The 15,331-nt window shown below is 59.3% G+C and carries 15 protein-coding genes and 1 pseudogene; 8 read left to right on the plus strand and 8 right to left on the minus strand.

Annotated elements, in window-relative coordinates; all coding sequences use genetic code 11:
- Positions 1–18: 18 nt before the first annotated feature.
- On the minus strand, positions 19–1,968 hold the full coding sequence (locus NKH33_RS21195) for a CHASE2 domain-containing protein (protein WP_352921296.1): 1,950 nt from the start codon (positions 1,966–1,968) through the stop codon (positions 19–21).
- Between the two features lie 203 nt (positions 1,969–2,171).
- Between NKH33_RS21195 and NKH33_RS21200 the strand changes: the two genes are divergently transcribed.
- Together NKH33_RS21200 and NKH33_RS21205 are read left to right on the plus strand one after the other, a co-directional pair.
- The gene (locus NKH33_RS21200; protein WP_352541904.1) at positions 2,172–2,351 is read left to right on the plus strand and encodes a hypothetical protein; all 180 of its coding nucleotides are present in this window, start codon (positions 2,172–2,174) and stop codon (positions 2,349–2,351) included.
- Between the two features lie 495 nt (positions 2,352–2,846).
- The gene (locus NKH33_RS21205; protein ID WP_352819430.1) at positions 2,847–4,388 is read left to right on the plus strand and encodes a caspase family protein; all 1,542 of its coding nucleotides are present in this window, start codon (positions 2,847–2,849) and stop codon (positions 4,386–4,388) included.
- A 57-nt stretch (positions 4,389–4,445) separates the two neighbouring features.
- On the opposite strand, the gene NKH33_RS21210 is transcribed toward NKH33_RS21205, so the two are convergent.
- Positions 4,446–4,838, minus strand: coding sequence for a hypothetical protein (locus tag NKH33_RS21210; RefSeq protein WP_352503416.1), 393 nt, complete (start codon positions 4,836–4,838; stop codon positions 4,446–4,448).
- Positions 4,839–5,050: 212 nt separating this feature from the next.
- Here NKH33_RS21210 and NKH33_RS21215 point away from each other — a divergent pair, with 212 nt between their 5' ends.
- The gene (locus tag NKH33_RS21215) at positions 5,051–5,437 is read left to right on the plus strand and encodes a hypothetical protein (protein WP_352921299.1); all 387 of its coding nucleotides are present in this window, start codon (positions 5,051–5,053) and stop codon (positions 5,435–5,437) included.
- 1,091 nt (positions 5,438–6,528) lie between these two features.
- On the opposite strand, the gene NKH33_RS21225 is transcribed toward NKH33_RS21215, so the two are convergent.
- Positions 6,529–8,214, minus strand: coding sequence for a winged helix-turn-helix domain-containing tetratricopeptide repeat protein (locus NKH33_RS21225; protein ID WP_352819434.1), 1,686 nt, complete (start codon positions 8,212–8,214; stop codon positions 6,529–6,531).
- 88 nt (positions 8,215–8,302) lie between these two features.
- Here NKH33_RS21225 and NKH33_RS21230 point away from each other — a divergent pair, with 88 nt between their 5' ends.
- The 3 genes from NKH33_RS21230 to NKH33_RS21240 all read left to right on the plus strand — a co-directional run bounded on the left by NKH33_RS21230 (position 8,303) and on the right by NKH33_RS21240 (position 10,652).
- A complete protein-coding gene (locus tag NKH33_RS21230; RefSeq protein ID WP_352820694.1) occupies positions 8,303–8,674 on the plus strand; it encodes a hypothetical protein in 372 nt (123 codons plus the stop codon).
- Between the two features lie 226 nt (positions 8,675–8,900).
- Entirely contained in the window at positions 8,901–9,053 is a 153-nt protein-coding gene (locus NKH33_RS21235) for a hypothetical protein (protein WP_352819437.1), read from the plus strand.
- A 1,311-nt stretch (positions 9,054–10,364) separates the two neighbouring features.
- The gene (locus NKH33_RS21240) at positions 10,365–10,652 is read left to right on the plus strand and encodes a hypothetical protein (RefSeq protein WP_023679221.1); all 288 of its coding nucleotides are present in this window, start codon (positions 10,365–10,367) and stop codon (positions 10,650–10,652) included.
- Positions 10,653–10,654: 2 nt separating this feature from the next.
- Here the strand turns inward: NKH33_RS21240 and NKH33_RS21245 are convergent, their stop codons facing one another.
- Positions 10,655–10,831, minus strand: coding sequence for a hypothetical protein (locus NKH33_RS21245; protein ID WP_352819439.1), 177 nt, complete (start codon positions 10,829–10,831; stop codon positions 10,655–10,657).
- Positions 10,832–11,040: 209 nt separating this feature from the next.
- Between NKH33_RS21245 and NKH33_RS21250 the strand changes: the two genes are divergently transcribed.
- Positions 11,041–11,286: a type II toxin-antitoxin system Phd/YefM family antitoxin gene (locus NKH33_RS21250; protein WP_352921302.1), complete on the plus strand. Its 246-nt coding sequence runs from the start codon at positions 11,041–11,043 to the stop codon at positions 11,284–11,286.
- Positions 11,283–11,667: pseudogene (locus NKH33_RS21255) on the plus strand (type II toxin-antitoxin system VapC family toxin). Before NKH33_RS21250 ends, NKH33_RS21255 begins: the two are co-directional and overlap by 4 nt.
- 37 nt (positions 11,668–11,704) lie before the next feature.
- On the opposite strand, the gene NKH33_RS21260 reads toward NKH33_RS21255, so the two are convergent.
- From NKH33_RS21260 to NKH33_RS21275, 4 genes are read right to left on the minus strand one after another with little or no spacing between them, the layout of a single operon-like run.
- On the minus strand, positions 11,705–12,535 hold the full coding sequence (locus NKH33_RS21260) for a BtpA/SgcQ family protein (RefSeq protein ID WP_352819443.1): 831 nt from the start codon (positions 12,533–12,535) through the stop codon (positions 11,705–11,707).
- Positions 12,532–13,440 carry a ribokinase gene (locus NKH33_RS21265; RefSeq protein WP_352921304.1) on the minus strand — a complete coding sequence of 303 codons (909 nt, stop codon included), beginning with the start codon at positions 13,438–13,440 and terminating at the stop codon, positions 12,532–12,534. The genes NKH33_RS21260 and NKH33_RS21265 overlap by 4 nt, the downstream gene beginning before the upstream one ends.
- 3 nt (positions 13,441–13,443) lie before the next feature.
- Positions 13,444–14,214, minus strand: coding sequence for a glutamine amidotransferase (locus NKH33_RS21270; protein WP_352685652.1), 771 nt, complete (start codon positions 14,212–14,214; stop codon positions 13,444–13,446).
- Between the two features lie 27 nt (positions 14,215–14,241).
- Positions 14,242–15,330, minus strand: coding sequence for a phosphotriesterase family protein (locus tag NKH33_RS21275; RefSeq protein WP_352819447.1), 1,089 nt, complete (start codon positions 15,328–15,330; stop codon positions 14,242–14,244).
- Position 15,331 lies beyond the last annotated feature (1 nt).

Here is a 15,331-nt window from a genome sequence, read left to right on the forward strand (position 1 = left end):
TTCAACCATACGCTTGTTTTACTTGCCTTCAAGATAGATCCTATCGCCAGCCTCACCCTGCTTCAGTCTCCCAAGGTGATAAGCAACGAGGCCATCGTTGGGATATTGAATGGCCAGCGATGCAAAGGCAGCAGCGGCAGTCTTGTCGCGCGCGGACATCAGCAAGTAAGCTTGCGAGTAAGCCTCCACCATCTCGCGATTCATACGCCCGTCTTCCAGCAACTCGAAGGCTGAGATCCACTCAGTCTTGCCTTTCAGACACAACACACCGGACGGCCGAAGCAGGTAGTCATCGGAAGAGTTCGCCACCTCCTCGCTGATGCAGTTCACGGTACCTAGAAACTTGTTCGCGCCTTCGAGCCTGGCAGCGGTGTTCACCGTATCGCCCATGGCCGTGTAGTTGAAGAATCGATTGCCCCCAAAATTTCCGACAACTGCAGGTCCTCGATGGACGCCGATACGAGTGACGCCAACGTCATGGCCTCTAGACTTTAGATCTGTCCGAAATCTTCGAGACATCGCGACGGTAGCAAGCGTTAGTTTTAGGGCCCTTTCGGCTTGGTCCTCCTGCACACCCGGTGCGCCAAAAAAACCAATGACTGCATCGCCTATTAGTTTGTCTATCGTGGCGCCATGTTCAATGAAGAGACCACAAACCGCCTCGAGGTATTCATTCAGAACCGTAGCAAATACCTCTGGTTCCGTCCGTTCGCCCAAACTGGTGAATCCCTCAAGGTCGGTGAACACGCACGTTATCAAGCGTTCGGATCCGCCGAGGCGCAGTGACGCCGGCTTGCTGACTAGCTCTGCCACGACTGCCGGGCTGAGATACTGAGAGAACGCGTTCTGGACGAAACGCCTTTCTTTCGAGTCCCGGTGCCATGCCAGAATTGCGACGAATCCGGAGAGCCCTAGCAGCAGCATCGACGGCGCGACCATAGGTAACAGAATTCCGGCCTTGGCAAACGCGGTTGCTTCTAAGATCAAAACCGAAACGACTGCGCCGATGATGACCACAGGTTTCACCAACACTGATATGCGGAGCCAAGCGACCCAGATGCAGAGCGCCGTCGCGAGAACGAAGGGCGCAAACGCCGCCACCGCCTCTGGCGTAATGATTTTGTCGCCCTTGATCAATCTCGCCAGCGCATTGGCATGAATAACGACACCCGGCAGCGCTCCGGCAACAGAGCCGTTCAGCACGGCAAAGGGGGTTGCATGACGATCCTGCAGCGGGAGGTCAACGCCGATCAAAACGAACTTCCCGGCGAACCAGGCCGGGGGCGCGAAAGCGGCGGCGTGCGCCGGATATATTGTAAATCGTGCCGGATGAATGCCTGTAGCCCGATAGTAGACCATCTTCTCCGCAGCCTGCGATGCCGATATGCCGGCGGTCTGCGCGAGCGCTGATGCAAAGCTAGGTTGCCAGTTGCCATTCACCAGGCGCCCTGGAAATTCTTCCCGCACAACCCCGTCGACCCTATCATGAGACAGGGCCGCCAGTCCGCGGATGGCGCTTGGCGCGAAGCGACTAAGGTACGACAGTTGCTTGTCGGTAAGGTCGTCCTCGTGTGATGCAGATGCGACAATTACGGGACTTTCGGCCGCCTCGATAACCTCAGCCAGGCGCCGATCCTTCTCCGCCTCGGTTGGCTGATCGAAAAGCAAGTCAATGCCTATTGTTCTCGGATGAGCTTTATCGATTCTCTGCACGAGGTCGGCCAAGGCACCCCGATCCAGCGGCGATCTATAGGGAAATCTTTCCAAGGTCTGCTCTGTGATCGTCACGATCACGATGTCTGTCGGGGGCGCAACGAAGGGCGAGATGGTCGTCATCAAGACGTCGCGCAGCAGTTTCTCGCCCGAGGGAGAGAATGTGGCAATGCAGGCTCCCAGAATGAAAAAGAATCCGAGCGATGCGAGAAGGCGCCCTTTTTGAACCTTTCCGATCGGCGTGAAGACGGCCAAGCTGCGTGCAATCCGTTTCGGTGTCTATCGGCGTGAGTTTACACAGCATAGACCGCCGGCGAAGTGAGGGCTAGCGGTAGGCCCTTCGCTAAGTCCGTTGGACTGTCCGGTAGTGGGTCAGTTTGAAATTTGAGGGCCTCGACGCGGCCGTCGCCTTCGGACGTTGGCTCATATATGCTTAGCGGAACGCATGGGAGGGAAGGATGCGTGTCACAAGCCTGTTTTTCCTATTAACCGGTCTCACGATGCCAATTGCAGCCTTCGCTCAAGGCGAAGTATCGGTCGAACGAGGGTTGCAGGTATCAATCATCGGCGGGTGTCACGATTGCCATACCGAAGGCTACAGCGAAACAGAAGGCAAGATTGATCCTGAAAGGCTTTAATGGGCAACTCGGTCGGTTGGCGCGGTCCTTGGGGCACGACCTATGCGACCAATCTTCGGATAGATGCTTCGGTAATGAGCGAGCGTGGATTCGTAGGGATGCTGAAGCGCATTAGAACGTCTCCACCGATGCCTTGGTACAATCTTCGAGCGATGGAGGAGAGCGATATGCAATCGCTCTATCAATACATTAGGTCGCTCGGCAAACACGGGAAGCCGGCCCCCAGCCGCATTCGCCCTGATAAGGAACCGACGACGCCATACGTTCAACTTGTGCCACCCCAAATGCCGAAGAACTGACAAATATGCCCAGAGCTGAGGAAGAACGGCGCCCGGTAAAAAGCGCAGCGTCAGATTTCAAACTGATCCACTACCGACTATCCGTTGGACTTGACACTGCGAAGCACCGGGCTCAGTCTCGCAAGATTGCTCCGGTTTTGTCCAGTCTATCGACTGGTGAACCCGCTGAATGAGCCGAGACTAAGGATATACAGCCATGATGGCGCTTCGCTTCGCCATTGCGCTTCTTCTAGTTTCGCTGAGCGCCCAAGCGTGGGCAGAACGGCGCGTCGCGCTGGTCATCGGTAATTCTGCCTATAGATACGCGGTTCCACTTTCCAATCCAAAAAATGATGCGGTGGATATGACCGCAAAACTGCAGGCGTTGGGCTTTGAGGTGGTTGCAGGCGAGGACCTCGATCTGAGCGGGATGCGCGGCACGGTTCGAGATTTCATCGGCAAGCTGGATGGTGCCGACATGGCGCTTCTCTTCTATGCCGGCCATGGCGTCCAGGTGAACGGCACCAACTACATGGCTCCCGTTGATGCGCGGCTATCCACATATAACGACCTCGACTTCGAAGCCGTGCCCATGGACCTCGTCTTGTCGGCCATGGAGCGAACCACGAAGGTCAACCTGGTATTTTTGGATGCTTGCCGGGACAGTCCTTTCTCACAGAACCTTGGGCGCTCGATGGGTACGCGATCAGGGACGGTCGGTCGGGGCTTGGCAAAGCTAGGCACGGGCGTTGGATCGCTCATAGCCTTTGCAACGCAGCCCGGGAACGTTGCGCTGGACGGCGAGGGAAGGAACTCGCCGTTCACATCTGCGCTGCTGAAGAATCTTGGTACGCCTGGCCAGGACATCTCCCGCGACCTCATCAACGTCCGTAGGGATGTGCTTGAAGCAACCGACGGCAAGCAAGTGCCATGGGACAACTCCTCGCTGACGGGCGACGTCATTTTGCAACCGTTGTCCGGAAACACCGCTGTCACGGCGGGTGCGAAAGGAGGGGACGTAGAAGTCGCCTATTGGGAGACCATCAAGGAAAAAACGGACAAGCGCTTCTTTGAGGCCTATCTCAGACAGTATCCAAGCGGCGCCTTTGCGGCGTTAGCCAGCTTGAAGATCGACGAGATCGAACAGGCAGCAACAGATCGTGGCAAAGCCCCCTCGATTTCCATCGCGGGCGTGGCGGTTGCAGAAGCTCATCCTGATTTAGATGTGACGCAAGCTTTGGCTGATCCGCGCGCGTTGACAAAGGCAACGCAAACAGAGCTAACGCGAGTCGGCTGCCTTGTCGGACAGGCAGACGGCAAATGGGGACCGGGAAGTCGGAAAGCTCTTCAAGCCTTTGCCGAGCAGCGGGGATTGAAGCTTGCCAGCCTGGAGCCGACGAAAGAGGTGTTGCGCGCAATCAAGAATATCCCAGAACGTGTCTGCGCTCCGGTCAAGGTAAAGGCTTTTGATGGCGCGTGGGCACTGACGCGGCGCGCAGGTAATTCCGCCTGCGATTACACTGAACAGTCAACGACAATCTTTATCGATGGAACGGAAATTTCCGCGATGGTGCCGTTGGCCGGAACAATCACCGCCGACGGGGCATTCGACATCTATTTAAGTTTCGTCGATGACGATGGTGCGCCAAGGCAAAACCATATCATCGGCAGGCTTCAAGGTGCGAAAGGCAGCGGTGAGTTTTCTCGAGTCGGAGGCGAGTGTGCAGGTGTCGTAAGACTTGACAAGCGTACTGAATAGGGCCGGCATTTGCGGGTCCGTGCAAACGCCGACCAAACCATTCGGACGTGGTCCGTCTCATTGAACCAACGTTGAAGTCGCGTGGACTTTGCCGTCGTCGCGCACCTCGTAAAATTTGTCGTTGTCAATGTAGATAAGATGACAAACTGGTTTACCTTGGTCTTGTGAACAGGCCTTGTCGCCGTCGAAAGTCAATGGAACTTTGACCTTTATCTTAGTTTTGTTGTTCACCAAAGCTTCGCCAATGATCTGTTTTTTCTTCCAGTTCCAGACAAGAGTGGCAGTTATGGCAGCTCCAGCGTCGTATATGATTACATTTACCTTTTTCCCATTAGCAAAAGTCTTAAATTCTTCCATCGATGCTTTCTTCGCGCTACTTGGTAGATCCTCGGCCCAAGCGGACATAGCAAGTGAAAACGTAGCTACGACAACAAGCGATAACAGTTTCATCCTATCCTCCCCATCCCCCGCCGGTTTGACTGAAATGTCTATATATTCTTAAGCGAGGAGACTGAAAATTATCATGATAACAAGCTTTCAAGAAGCGGAAATCAGCGCGTCCTAGATGTCGTTGGGGACATTTGCTCAAGTTGAGCGAAGCCGCACATTCTAGCATGTTCCCTAGGATTTGCGCTTAAGCCAACGCGTTCTCGGTGTTTACAATGCGCAGACCGCCCGAGCGTGTGATGCGTGGTGTTTGGATTGCGAGCCTCTTTGCACTTACCGCCGCGTATGTTGCCGACCAAGCGGGCCTTGAGGGCATCGTCTCGAAGCGCGCCGACAGCCCGTATCGAAGCGGCCCGACGACGAATTGGCTAAAGACGAAGAGCTTCACAGTCCAGGAATACGAACTATTGGGCGTCGAGCGCGAGCCGGGCAAGGCGGCATTCGCCTTGCTGGCGAAGCCCGGTACCGGAAAATATGCCGGTTCGGCTTTCATCACCTTGAACCAGGAGATGCGCGAACGGCTGTGGAAGCGTGTCCAAGAGCACGCCGGGCCACCGCCGAAGGGCAAAAACGGCCGGCGATCATGGGTCAGGCCGGGCTGAAAGCCCACGTCAAGCATCTACGGGGCGAGTTCGGATTTCGCCACGCCTCACTGCAGGATTCAGAGAGGAGTGATACCTCCAGCGAACACGGCACGAATTAGCCGGCAAACCGCGGCGGGCGGGTGCCTCGGGGACAAGATGGTAGATTGCCAATGCGTTTGCGGGTGTGGCCTTAAGTCGCAAACTATTGGCTTCAGAAGCAGGGCGTCGGGCTTCATTGACGGTGCTGCCAACACCATATGGTGATCCATAGCCTCCCAAACGAGAGAAGCTCGCCCCTGACGGGTCGCACTGCGGCCGTCACCCGGCAATTGCTGTGAACTAGGAAACCATCATGCCTGAAAATATCAGACTAACTTCGAGAGATGTCCCCCTCATTCAGCTAGGCCTCTATCAATGCCGCTTCCCGGTGAGCGAAGACCCGTCAGTACCCGGTGGTTATCGTTTTTGTGCTGGGCCAACTTCGCCGGATCGCGTCTACTGCGATCACCACCACAACATTGTGACCGCCGTGGACCCTCGTCGAGCCCGTTCGGGTCTCCACCTCGCTCAACGACGCGCTGCGTAAGTCTGACTGGCGGCGGCCTCCCGGCCAGGCGCTATGCGCTCCAAGGCCTTGGCTACGACCATTCCGTCGGCTCGGTCTGGCGCATCTCCCTTATGCCGTCTTCGCCGATGTATCCCCCCGTCGCCCGATTGAGAACGACGACTTCTCGCCGAAGCGATCGCTTCGTAGCCCGACTGGAAGCTCAGTGTGCTTTTGTAGAGGTCGAGGGTCCAATCCAACGTCTGGACTCCACTGGAGTGCCTGCACTCGAGAGCGATTGGCTCTGCGGCAGCCGATAAGGACCAAATGCGCCATCTGCGGAAGTTCGAGGCATCGCCGATGAACGGCAGCCATCGGGCCCGTCGCAGAAGTTGGGGTGCGAGCGCACTATGGCGCAAGTCGGCCCCATTGCCGACTTTCCCGCACCCAATATTCCTATGAAGGATGATCTTGCTTTGAGGGCAACCACCGTCCACAACACAAAGGCTTCAACGGTTTTTATGCGGCCAATCGGACTTCTGCCGGGCCACAACCGGACAGCCGTTCACTCCGGCAACCCCGCGAACCGCATGTGTCCGATCCAGCGATCGAGGGCCCCGGGGGCGAGGTAGTTTTTCTCCCATTGCCTGCGTTGTTTGCTGATGGAGTCGCCGGGCGAGTCTTTGAGGAAAACCGCAAGTGCTTCCTTTGCTTCCCGCTTGTTTCCCAGACAAGCGTGGATCCCGGCAAGCATGCGCTGTGCGCCGCTCGGGATTCTAGACATTTTCCGCATCGCCGTCAGCGCAGCCCCGCAATCGTTCTTTTCGTAGAGCGCCCAGCCCATCTGCCAGTGGAACCAGTCAGGGTGGAAGGGATCGATGCCCTTGGCCTGCTCGATCCGATCAATCGCTTCGTCCGTGCGGCCAACGTTCAGCAGCACGCCTGCACTCATGACGAGGATATTCGAGTCGCTGGGGTTCAGGGCGATCGCCTGATCGTACCGGGCAAGGGCCTGCTCCATCTCGCCGGCTTCGGTGTGGATGCTGGCGCGGATGTTATGCGCCTCGGAATCGTCGGGAGCGAGTAGAATAGCCTTGTCGGCGTATTCGGCGGCCCGCTTCAACGCCTCGTCGGGGTTATTTTCCTGCTTGTGCCAGAATACCGCGTCATTGCGATAGGACCAGGCCATCCCGATATAGCCGAACTGGGCGTTCGGATCCGCTTCGATCGCCTTGAGGCTGAACTGCCTTAGCAGATCGTTCCCCGCGGCAGAGAAATTGATCTCGGCCCTTCCCATCAACTCGGCCCTTCCCATCAGGTAGTAGCGGAGCGCGCTGACCTGCGCGGCGTCACTCCTTGGCAGCGGGCGCTGGATTCTCTGCCCGACCCGATCCGCAAGCGTGCGGATGATTTCCTCCTGGACGACGAAAAAATTGCCAATCTCCCGGTTGTAGGTGTTGGCCCAGACATGCGATCCGTCATGCGCATTCAGCAACTGGGCGGTCACTTTCAGCCGGTCTCCGACCTTCTGCTGGCTGCCTTCGAGCAGGTAGTCGACGCCGAGTTCATCTCCGATCTTCCTGGTGTCGACCGGCTGGTCGCGGTACCTGAAGCTCGAGTTTCGGGCGATGACGGCATAAGTCTTGCTCCGCGAAAGCTCGGTGATGATCCCCTCGGCGACGGCATCGCTGAGATATCCCTTATCCGCGCCGGTACTGAAGTCGTCGAAGGGAAGGATCGCAATCCTCGGCATGTCGCTCGAAGGAACTGGAGCGGCTCGCCATATTTCCGCGCCGTAGTATGCGCCGATCGCTGCCGGGACGAGAACGATTGCAGCAAGAATGAAGCCGCGCTGCGAGAATCGTGTCTTGGCACGTTCCGTGTCGGCTGCGGCGTTTGCGTCCGCCGCGTCCGACGGATTGGCATTCAGCCGGTAGCCTCGCTTGGGGAGGGTTTCCACGGTCACGTGCGCGTCGTCCCTCAATGCGCGGCGAATATCGGCAATGCATTGAGTGAGGCTGTCGTCGGTCACGAAGGTCTCGGGCCAAACCGCCTGCATCAGCGCATCCTTGGACACGATTTCGCCCGGTCGCGCCGCGAGCACCGAGAGCACCTCGGCGGACTGGCTGCGAAGATTGACCGCTTTGCCTTCGACGGTTCGGAGTTCTTTGCTTTTCGTCAGGAAGGCAAAACCGCGAAACGTGATCGTTTCAGCAGATTTCAGGTCAATTTCAGGGGCCGTTCGGGACATTTCACCTTCCTGGCGCGCTTCCTAGTTTAGCCCATTCGGCCTTCGCCTCCAAGCGATCCCAGCAGCACCGGATGAAACGGAGGACGACATGAATCGCACCAAGCTCATCATCGCTCTCGCTCTTCTTTTGGCAACGCAAACGGCTGCAAAACCGGATCCCCGCATCGCGAGATTCTGTGGTCCTGACCATGTCAACGAGGTTGCCTCAGACGACGTCCGTCCCAACCCCGGCGGTTATTGTGTCGCCAGCCTTAAGTCGATGGATAACCGGGCCATGTTCACCGCCATCGCTGTCACAATCCTTCTGACCAACCAGGGGGAGCTAATCAGGCTCCCCGACGTGAAACCCATGACCTCCATGGCGGAGTGCAGAGCTTGGACCCATCAACAGGAGTTCATGCGCGTACTCCCCGGCTATCTCGCCACCTTCCATTACTGCGACAACGCATCAGAACCATGATTTTGCAAGGCCTGGCTGTTCACGCTCGGATCGAAGGATGGCACCACTCCTGCCGGGACCAAGGTCGTCGAGATCGGGCCTGTTCCGCCGATCAGTGCGAGCGAGTATTTGCTGCGCGTCAACGGCCCGGTGGAGCGACGGTGCCAAGACGCCGATCCATACACATCCGGGACCGGAGGCCTTCTATGTCCTGGGCGGCAAGCTCGGCCAAAGAACGCCCCCCGGAGTGAGCTATGCCGAAGCCGGCACGACCATGGTCGGACACGGGGTCGACATGCCGATGGAGGTGTTCAGCGCCGGCACAACCGCTCTTGATGAGCTGGCCATCTTCATGGTGGACGCCAATCGGCCGTTCTCGTCGCCGGCCAGCCTCGACTGAGGCGACGTTTCGCGGGGTGGCGCGCATGTTTGGTACGAGCTGAGGCGGCACCCCAGCGAAGATCCGCAAGATTCGGGAAATTTGGATTTTCGCTTACACGCATCATCGAAGCCGTCGGGCGGCACTGGGGCGCGGCGCTATCCGCATCTCAGCCGCAGCTCGCGCTGGCTCCCGGATCATATCGAGTCCGGCGGGACAAGAAAACAGTTCTCATGCTCTTGGGTCGGATGGAGGCATATATGATAGTCGCCGTCCTGCGACGGAATCTCATCACCATATGGGATGAAATATCGCTGTTGCCGCGTGATCTTCCGATGATCCCCGGCCCTCAGGATCACAACCCAGCCACCGAGACGAACATGAACCGCGCCGTTTGGGATTCGCTGACACTCGCCATGTTCGGCGTCGCCGTGACAGCAGGCCGGCGGATAGCTCCATCCGGACGGGGCATCATGTGCGCTCGAGGGAACCAAGAATCCTGACGACGAAAGGGCCGCAAGGACGACCGCGGCAGGGCTTGGCGCCGCGGCATTCCCTTTTCCGATTGCCGCTTCGGCCACATGTTGAAGCAATTACACGCCTTTATTAGCATTAGCTAACAAAAAGGTGCTGAGGCGTCATCTTATGCACCCGTTCTTGCGTTCCGTTTCGGCATGCTGTCTACCCGGTTCTATCCCGGTTGTGTGTCTCAGTTTGAAATTTCGCGTTCGCTTTCGTTACGCCGTTTCCTGCCTTTGCGTGACAACCGCGTCATCCAGAGGGCAGTGCAACATCACGACCGATGCGGAATCCGTCAAAGCGGTGCGAAACTTCGTAGGAGCAAGGTCTTCGCGAGTGCCGGGCAGGGGATATTTGTCACCACCGCCTCTCGTTCTCGAAAGTAGAGCGAGCGCTACCGAGGAAGGCCCGAGAGACGAACTCAAGGCTGCATCTGGAGCTGATCGACGGAGAGCGGTTGCTTGAGATGCTTTACACAACCAACGCGCCGAAGCCTGCCCTGCCTCGGCCGCAGGTCAAACTCGACCAGAAATGGCGGGACGTCCATGGCCCGGGCCATTCTCGCACTCGAATTTTACTGATTACATGAGCGGATGGCCCCGTTGGGGGAGCCGCAGACGCGCTCGGCCGAAAGTGTCTGCATTTGGTCTGAGATCGATCGGGTCGAAGCCAATTTCCACCTGCTGCGCTTCACGCTATTGCAAGACATTCAAATTTGAGCTTCCGCACTCATGCTTTGTCGAGAGTATCTCCGTAGGTTTTAGCCGTTCTGAATCGCCGTCGGCGACGATGACGACGAAATAGGAGAACGCAATGGCTCGCAATCACGTTGAACGTCTTGGAGAGTTTAGGGAAATCTTGGTCGCGACGCGGCGCGAAGGAGTCCGTAACGTGCACCATACTCGCGACGCAATGCGGGCAAGTGGCTTTCAGATCGGGGACAGCGACGGCTCCAGCTACGGAGCCGAGCTGAAGGTGCTCCAAGAGGAAATTGAGGCAGTCGATCGCGCCATCGAAGACGAGAAGCGGTTGGCCCTGGCCCTCGAGAGCGCGGCTCAATCCCGCCGACCGACTAAACCGAGAATCGTGAAGGGAACATAGAGTCAGGTAAGGCCCTTGGCGCCCGTCGCGTCGATCGCCTTCGGTACAGTGTCGGGCTCGTCGCCGCCGTGGCGCAGCGCCCTAAAAGCGGACGTTTCGCTTTCGGCCCCTAGCGCAACGCAGAGCATCTGCTCGGCAAAAATCGCTCCTGTGAACTCCGACGTCGCATGCCGGACCAACAGGTTCGGCCAACATCAGGTGTGACGCAGTCCCAACAAACATGCAGTTCAGACAATCGATTACGCGTCTTTGTTGAAGTCGTGCCATGCGGCCGATCCGAAAGGATCGGCCGCATCCGGCATCCTTCACCTTCACTGACTGAAACACGCTTAAAAAAATCGGGGCCCCATGTAGACTAAGTTGCATGGACTAAGTCATGAGGCCCGCAATGCGCACCGTCAATATCCACGAGGCCAAGACGCATCTGTCTCGTCTTGTCGACAGGGCGGCCAAAGGCGAATCCTTCATTATCGCCAAATCCGGCAAGCCGATGGTCAAGGTCCTTGCCATAGACGCACCTGCGGCCGGCGAAATGCGTCGGGTGGGGTTTATGGCCGGGCGGTTTTCAGTTCCGGACGATTTTGATCGCATGGCCGATGACGAAATCGAGAAGCTGTTTGGCGGCCATGCATGAAACTTCTTCTCGAGACCATCTTCTGCTCTGGGCGGCGGGCGAACCCGAAAAGCTTCCGCGTGCCGGCCTCGCTGAGATCGAGAATGCCGACAACCACTTGACGTTCAGCGCCGCAAGTCTCTGGGAGATTGCCTTTAAACGCGGTCTGGGGCGCCCCGACTTCAGGGTCGATGCGCGTCTTTTACGTCGGGGCCTGATAGACAATGCCTATCATGAGCTGCCAATCACCGGCGAGTATGCCATTGCGGTGGATGGGCTTCCACCCATCCACAAGGACCCTTCGATCGGATCCTGATTGCTCAATCGATTGTGGAAGGCATTACTTTGCTGACCGTCGACGATCTGGTCGCGCAGTATCCTGGGCCCGTCCGTCGTCTCTGATCAAGCTGGGCCCCAAGCCCTTGGTAGGGTAGTCCAGCTATCGCTTCAGACCACCCATGAACGCCTTTACTCGAGCAGAGTCGACTTGGTTCCACCAGACGCCGTCGTGCTTCAGCGCGCTGGCGATGATGACCCCGTCGACAATGGCGAGGATATCCTTGGCATTGTCCGGCGTGACACCGCTGCCGACGAGCGTCGGCAGGCCGGCGGCCTGCTTGATCATGCTTATGTAGCCCAAATCCGCGGCGTGGCCGGTGCGCTGGCCAGTGGCGATGATGGCGTCGGCGTCGAAGAAGACCAGGTCCTTGACCAGTTCCTCCACCGGGCGGTCGGCGACGATGGCGTGTGCGCCGTGCTTGACATGCGCATCGGCGAAAATGCGAATGCCGTTGGCGCGCAGCCTGGCGCGGTAGCGTGCCGCGCGGCCCGATTCGCCTTCGACAAAGCCCTCATTGGCGACGTAGGCATTTGCCCATTGATTGACTCGGACGAAGCCGGCGCCGGCTGCGCTGGCGATCGCCAGGGCCGGGATCGCGGCATTGGCCAGCACATTGATGCCGATCGGCCTGCCGAGTTCGCGGCGGATGCGGTCGGAAACCACCGCCATGTAGGCCGCCGTCTCCGGGCCGATATCATCAGGCCTGGCGAACGGGATGTCGCCATGGTTCTCGACGATGACGCCGTCGCAGCCGCCGTCGAGATAGGCCTTGGCGTCGTCAAGCCCGCGCTGGTAGATCGCCTCGATAGCCTCGCCGTCATAGCGCGGAGCGCCGGGCAGCGGCGCCAGATGAACGACGCCGATCACCACCTTTGTGCGGCCGAAAAGGTCCACGAGCGCGTCGCCGCCGGATTGGCCGAGCTGGGTCATGAGAGCTCCATTTGATCGATGAGCGCCGCCATCTCGGAGGCGGAAGGACAGGATGCCAGCGTGCCCGGCCGTGTCACGGCGATTGCGGCGGCGGCGAGCGCCAGCTTCAGCGCCGAGATGACCGGCATGCCCCGGGCAAGCCCACCGGCCAGACAGCCGCAGAACACATCGCCTGCGCCGCTGGTGTCGAGCGCTTCGACTCGCGGCGCCGGCAAACGAAGCGGCTCTTCATGGCCCGGGCCAAGCAGGAGACAGCCTGCGGCGCCGAGGGTGATGACGACGGTGCCTGCGCCTTTGGCCACCAGCGCGCCAGCGGCTGCTGTCATGTCATCCCGGCCGGTCAAGATTTGCGCTTCGGATTGGTTGACCATCAGAACCTCCGCCAGGCCGAGATCGGGCAGCGAGGCCGTGTCGATCGGGCTGGCGTTGAGAACGGTGCGCGCACCGTTTTCCTTTGCTGCTCTGAGGCAGGCATTGGTCACGGCAGTCCGCAAATTTCCCTGGCAGACGAGGATGTCGCCGGGGGCGATCCAGCGGACAAATGCTGTTTGCGTCACCGGATCGAATGCCTCGCTGCAGGCGACGCCGCTGACAATGAAATTCTCTCCGCCTTTATCGACGACGATGGTCGAGCGGTCGCTCGGCAGCTCGAATTCGATCACCTCAAGGTCTGACAGCTCGCCGTCGAGGCGGCTCCTGATCCACGCGCCAGCGGGGTCCTTGCCGAGCGCCGTCCAGAACGTCACTTCTGCACCAGTCCGTGCTGCTGCGACCGCCTGGTTGGCGCCCTTGCCGCCGAGCCCGTCGGCATAGCTCACGGCATTCAAAGTCTCGCCCGCGGTAGGGAAGCGGCCGACGCGAAACACGGTATCGACGCAGGCATTGCCGACGACGTGGACATGCATGGCTCAGCTCTCACCGGTCGCCCAGCCAAGCATCTGTTCGAACAGGGTCTTGTAGCCTGGCCAGGCGATGAATTGCGGCGGAAGCCAATGCGGCCCGACATCGGATGTCCAGGCTACGGTGCGGCCCTTGCCGTAACGGCCGGTGACAAGCAGCGGCAGCGAGCCATAATCCGACGACACACTGGCCAGGACCTCGGCCCCGTCCTTCAGCGTCACCTCGTTAAAACCGAGCAGGATCGGCCAGTCCGAGCCGAGGCCCCTGAGGATGGGATGGCTCGACCCTGGTTTTGGCACGGGCGCAAAACCTTCGGGAACCTCGACGCGGTCGTCGTAGGCCAGGCAATTCACCGGCAGCACGTCCTCGACCGGGGTCTTGCGGTAGCGCGCGCCGCCATTGATGCCCTGGAAGCTGTAGTAACCGCCGAACATCAATAGACCGCCGCCGCCGCTGACGTAATCGCGGAGCAGGCGCAGGCGGTTCGGCGTCGGCTTGGAGTGGACCCAGGTGTCGGGATGCAGCAGCAGCGTGTTGGCGCCGATGTCGGAGAGCACGACCGCGTCATAGGCCGACAGCGCCTCCATGGTCTGTGGAAAGCCGCGCTGCGCCTCATGCGCCGGCATGAACGTGACGTCGAAGTCGGTCGCCTTCAGCGCGCCCAGCAACTCGTCTGCGCCGGTGTGGTAGGTAACGGTCGGAAACTGGTCGAAACCCTTGATATGGGTCGCGGTCGACACCCAGGATTCGCCGGCAAGCAGGATCTTCTTCTTGGACATTTGAACTCCAGTGTAATTCCAGGCCGCTTAGAGCCGCGCGAATACGCTTTTCGGATTGGCGATCAGCATGCGGTCGATGGCCGGCTGCTCGACGCCATGGCGTTTCAGGCGCGGTATGAAATGCTTCAGGATATAGCCATAGCCGAAGCCACCGAAGCGCGTCAGCATGATCTTGAGGAACACATCCTGCGACAACAGCAGGCGGTCGCCGAAGCCCGCCTCGACAAGGGCGGCGATGGCGCGTGCGTTCTCTTCGTCAGAGGGCGATTGCGCGTCCTGGTCGGCATAATAATAGTCCATGCCGATCATGTCGTATTCGAGGAAGGCGCCGCGCCGGGCGAGGCTTTTCTGGTAGTCGGGATCGTCGTGGCTCGGGTTCATGTGGCAGAGCACGGTGTGGCGAAGATCGGCGCCCTCGGCCTCGACGACATCGAGCACGTCGTGCGCGAGCCGCTCCCAGCCAGGCAGATGGATCGACAGCGGCACGCCGGTTATGCGCGAGGCGCGCGCCGAAGCTCGCAGCGACTTTCGTTCCTCGGCGGTGAAATCCTTGCTGACGCCGACCTCGCCGATCAGCCCGGCCATGATCGGCGGCTGCGTCTCGCCGCCGCCGACATCGTTGACGATGAACTCGGTCACGGCGTCCACATCCATCGCCTTCAGCCATTCGGGATGGGTGTGCTCGAGATAGAAGCCGGTGCCCATGACGATCTTCAGGCCGGACATGCGGCTGATGCGAGCGAGCTTTTCGGGGGCGCGGCCGATGCCGATATTGGTGGCATCGACGACGGTGTGGCCGCCCAGCGCGCGATAGCGCTGCAGCTCAGACAGCGCCAGGTCGGCGTCGTCGAGCGAGACGTTGTCGCGGTTGACGTAAGGGTTCATGCGCAACTCGCCGATGATCTCGATGTTCACCGGCTGCTCGGCGATCGCCATGTCGTCGGGATGGCAGGGGCATTTCCAGCTGCGCGCGCCATCGAGCAAGATGTGCTCGTGCATCAGCGTGATGCCCATGTCGTCGACCGGAACTGGGCCGAGCACGGTCATCACATGGCCTGTTTCGACCCCGATCGCCAGCCGCTGGCCCGGCACTGCGTCATCGAACAGACCGCTCATC

It is taken from the genome of Mesorhizobium sp. M1182 (genome assembly GCF_040318335.1).
In the GTDB taxonomy this organism is placed as follows: domain Bacteria; phylum Pseudomonadota; class Alphaproteobacteria; order Rhizobiales; family Rhizobiaceae; genus Mesorhizobium.